This window comes from Brevundimonas sp., assembly GCF_036677305.1.
GTDB lineage: Bacteria > Pseudomonadota > Alphaproteobacteria > Caulobacterales > Caulobacteraceae > Brevundimonas.
The window spans coordinates 1-4,275 of record NZ_JAKFEB010000249.1; the positions used below are offsets into that span (position 1 = coordinate 1).

Genomic DNA, 4,275 nt, shown 5'->3' on the forward strand with positions numbered 1-4,275 from the left:
TCCGGCGTCCTGAACCAGTTGCACCAGCGGGGTGGCCCATTGGGGACCCTCGCCGCCGGCGTACTGGATCGCCGGGAACAACTGCTGGCTGATGCCGAAATCGGACAGGATGGAGACGACATAACCGGACCAGCCGACCGCGACGGTCGAGGCCGCGACGCCGTATTCCAGCACAAGCAGCCAGCCCATGATCCAGGCGAAGACCTCGCCCAGGGTGCCGTAGGCGTAGGTGTAGGCCGAGCCCGAGACGGGCATGGTCGAGGCCAGTTCGGCGTAGCAGAGGCCGGCGAGGCCGCAGGCGATGCCGGCGACGACGAAGCTGAGCATGATCGCCGGGCCTGCGTTGGCTGCGGCGACCTGACCGGTCAGGACGAAGATGCCGGCGCCGATGATGGCGCCGATGCCCAGGCTCATCAGATTGATGGGGCCCAGCGTGCGCTTCAGCTCGCTTCTGGCCGCTTCCTTCTGGATCTGGGCTACGGATTTCTTGAGGAACAGGCGGTTCCCCTTGGGCCTAAGGCCTTCTGCGGACATCGAGTCTCGCCCCCTGATACACGGCGAGTCCTCCCCGGACCGCCTTCAATGGCGCGGACGCTAGCGGCGCATGACCCCGCTGGCAACGCGGTTTCCGATTGATGAACGGCGGGAGACGCTTTCGTGAGAGGGGGTGTAGCGTCTATGCCCGGGTCAGATGTTGCCCATTCACGCCGTTCTGGAGCCCCTGAAGGCCGCGCTGGCCGCGACCAACGTCGCCGTGCTGGCCGCGCCGCCGGGCGCGGGCAAGACCACGGTCGCGCCCCTGGCCCTGCTGGACCAGCCCTGGCTGGGCGGCGGCAAGGTGCTGGTGCTGGAGCCGAGGCGGCTGGCGGCGCGGGCCGCGGCCGAGCGGATGGCGTCGTCGCTCGGCGAACAGCCGGGAGAAACCGTCGGCTACCGGACCCGTCTGCAGAGCCGGATCGGGCCGCGCACCCGGATCGAGGTCATCACCGAGGGCGTCTTCACCCGGATGATTCTGGACGACCCCGGACTGGAGGGCGTCGGCGCCGTCCTGTTCGATGAATTCCATGAACGGTCGCTGGACGCGGATCTCGGACTGGCGCTGGCGCGCGAGACGCAGGGTTTGCTGCGCGAAGACCTGCGGCTGCTGGTCATGTCGGCGACGCTGGATATCGCGGGCGTTTCGGGCCTGCTGGGCGGCGCTCCCGTGATCGAGGCCGAGGGGCGGATGTTCCCGGTGGAGACCTTCTACCTTGGCCGCAACGCCGCCGAACGGATCGAGGACGCCGCCGCGCGGGCGGTCCGGTCGGCGCTCGCTGAACAGACGGGGTCGATTCTGGTCTTTCTGCCGGGGCAGGGCGAGATCCACCGCACGGCCCAGCGGCTGAAGGATGCGGTGCGCGACCCGTCGGTCGATATCGCTCCCCTGTACGGCGCGCTCGATGCGAAGGAACAGGACCGGGCGATCCGGCCGGCGGAACCGGGCCGCCGCAAGGTCGTGCTGGCGACCTCGGTGGCCGAGACCAGCCTGACCATCGAGGGGGTGCGCGTCGTCATCGACGGGGGCCTGTCGCGCGTGCCCCGGTTCGAGGCGTCCAGCGGCCTGACCCGGCTGGCGACGGTGCGGGTCAGCCGGTCCTCGGCCGAGCAGCGGCGCGGTCGGGCCGGCCGGGTCGAGCCGGGCGTCTGCTACCGGCTGTGGGACGGGGAGGCGACCCGCGGTCTGGTCCCGCACCAGCGGCCCGAGATTCTGGAAGCCGACCTGACCGCCTTCGCCCTCGACCTGGCGCGCTGGGGCGCGCGGACGACCGAGGGACTGGCCCTGCTGGACCAGCCGCCCGCCGGGGCCTTCGCCGAGGCGCGCAAGGTGCTGGCGCGACTGGAGGCGCTGGACGCCGGCGGCGCCCTGACCGCGCACGGACAGCGGCTGACCCGCATCCCGCTGCCGCCCCGGCTGGCGCATATGGTCGCCGCCGCCAGCGATGCGGGAGACGCCCTGCTGGGCGCGCGGATGGCGGCGGTGCTCAGCGAGCCCGGGCTGGGCGGAAACGACCTCGATCTGCGCGAGCGGTTGCGGGAGCTGGATCGCGACCGGTCGATGCGCGCGCGCGACGCCCTGAAGCTGGCCGACCGCTGGATGCGGGCCGCGGGCGGCGGGCAGGGCGGCGAGGCCGATCCCGGCGCCTTGCTGGCCGAGGCCTTCCCCGAACGGGTGGCGAAGGCGCGCGGCAAGCCGGGCGAGGTCCTGCTGGCTTCGGGGCGCGGCGCCTTCGTCGAGCCGACCGACCTCATGGCGCGCGAGCCCTGGCTGGCCGTGGCCGAGCTGGGCGGCGGCCCGAATATCGAGAGTGGGGCGCGCGACCGCATCCGTCTGGCCGCGCCCGTCGATCCCGCGGCGCTCGAGCACAGGATCGAGGTCGAGGACCGGTTGACCCGCGAGCCTTCCGGTCGAATGACCCTGCGCCGCATCCGGCGCATCGGCGCCATCGTCGTGGACGAAAAGGTCGTCGGGGCGCCCGACCGCGCCGCGATCACGGCGGCGCTGAAGGCCGGGATCGAACGCGACGGCCTGGCCGATCTGAAATGGGGCGAGCGGGCCTCGGGCCTGCGGGCGCGGCTGGCCTTCCTGGGTTCGCTTGAAGAGGGCTGGCCCGACGTGTCGGACCGCGGCCTGGCCGAGGCGCGTGAGACATGGCTGTGGCCGCTGCTGGACGACGTCCAGGCCGTGGACGCCCTTTCCGACGCCGCGCTCGAGGCCGGCCTGAGAACGCTGATCCCGTGGGACCGCCAGCGCGCGCTCGACGACCTGGCTCCGGCGCGGCTGCAGACGCCGCTGGGCTCGGCGTCCATCGACTATGCGGCGCACGGCGGGCCGCGCGTGGACATCCGGGTGCAGGAACTGTTCGGCGTCACGACCCACCCGTGCGTCGGCGGCGGCCGCGCGCCCCTGACCCTGGCCCTGCTGTCGCCCGCGCGGCGGCCGGTGCAGGTGACGAAGGACCTGCCCGGCTTCTGGGCCGGCAGCTGGGCCGCCGTCCGCGCCGAGATGCGCGGCCGCTACCCGCGCCACCCGTGGCCCGAGGATCCGACCAAGGCCGAGGCCACCAGCCGCGCCAAGCCGCGCGGAACCTGAAGCCTCAGGCCGCCCCGTTCAGCATCCGGCCGTAGCTGTCGACCAGGCTGGTGTAGGTCGGCACGAAATTGACGCTGGCCGGATTGCCGGCGATCGCCACCGGCGCCTTGATCTCGAAATGCAGATGGATGGTGGTGGCGTTGCCGCCGAAGTCCGCCGACACCTGACCGATGTGCTGGCCGCGCTCGACATTGCGCGAGGCCATGGTCGGGAACAGGGCGTTCACCCCCGCCATGTCCATGTGCAGATACCGGTAGATGCGTCCGGAATCGCCCAGCAGGGTGACGGTGTAGCTGCCGATCGAGGTGATCCGGCCCTTCTCGGCCGCGACGATCCAGTGGACCTTCTTCACGCAGGTGGCGGGCCGGATGTCCTGCCCCTGATGGCCGCGCCCGGCGGGGCACATGCCGTTGGTCCAGGACCGGGTCTCGCAGAAATTGTCGCGCCAGGGATAGGCGTAGTTGCGCGGGTCGCACTGGCCGCCCGGTCCGGGCGCGGCGAACCCGCCGTAGCCGTAGACCTGGGAGTTGGCATAGGCCGGCCCGGCCTCCATCGGGAACCGCATCCCTGCGGCCCACAGGGTGGCGTCGGTCGCTCCTGTGCCGGAACCCGAGGGCAGGGCGCCGCCCGGGTCGTGCGGCCAGGTGACGGGTTCGGGCGCGGGCGGCGTCTCCGGCACGGGCTCCGGCTCGGGCATGGGCGCCGGCGGGACCTCGCCCGGCGGCGGGGCCGGCTCCGTCGGGACCGTGGCGGGCGCGGGCGTATCGGTCTTCACGGGCGGCGCATCGGGTTCCTGCACGCAGCCGTTCGGCGAGCAGGCGGTCAGCAGCAGCAGGGCGGTCAGGGTCAGGCGCTTCACGACGCGCCTCCGCCGAGCAGTTGCAGGGTCGAGGCGAAGACCACCGCCTCCGCCTCGGTGCAGCCCGCCGCGCCGGGCCCCTCGCAGATGAAGCTGACATTATAGGCGGCGCCGAAGCGGCTGAAGGTGACGTCCACGCCGTATTCCGTGCGCTCGGTGCGGACGTTGGTCAGGCCCTCGGCCTGCGCCTGGACGGCGGCGCGCGAGGCGGCCGGGGCCACGCGGGCGGCGGCGATCCGGGGTCCGGCCCGCGCGAGGGTCGAGGTCGGAGCCGCGGGCCGGGCGG

Annotated in this window: 4 protein-coding genes; 1 reads left to right on the top strand and 3 read right to left on the bottom strand. The window is 72.8% G+C overall.

The window, feature by feature from the left end; genetic code table 11:
• Positions 1-534 (bottom strand): amino acid permease (locus V6M42_RS14305; protein WP_332679129.1); only part of this gene is annotated, 534 nt, incomplete at its 3' end.
• Between the two features lie 157 nt (positions 535-691).
• Between V6M42_RS14305 and hrpB the strand changes: the two genes are divergently transcribed.
• The gene (gene hrpB / locus V6M42_RS14310) at positions 692-3,130 is read left to right on the top strand and encodes an ATP-dependent helicase HrpB (protein ID WP_332679131.1); all 2,439 of its coding nucleotides are present in this window, start codon (positions 692-694) and stop codon (positions 3,128-3,130) included.
• Positions 3,131-3,134: 4 nt separating this feature from the next.
• On the opposite strand, the gene V6M42_RS14315 is transcribed toward hrpB, so the two are convergent.
• The gene (locus V6M42_RS14315; RefSeq protein ID WP_332658976.1) at positions 3,135-3,989 is read right to left on the bottom strand and encodes a M23 family metallopeptidase; all 855 of its coding nucleotides are present in this window, start codon (positions 3,987-3,989) and stop codon (positions 3,135-3,137) included.
• A partial coding sequence (locus V6M42_RS14320) for a hypothetical protein (protein ID WP_332679132.1) occupies positions 3,986-4,275 on the bottom strand: 290 nt, incomplete at its 5' end. The genes V6M42_RS14320 and V6M42_RS14315, both read right to left, overlap by 4 nt.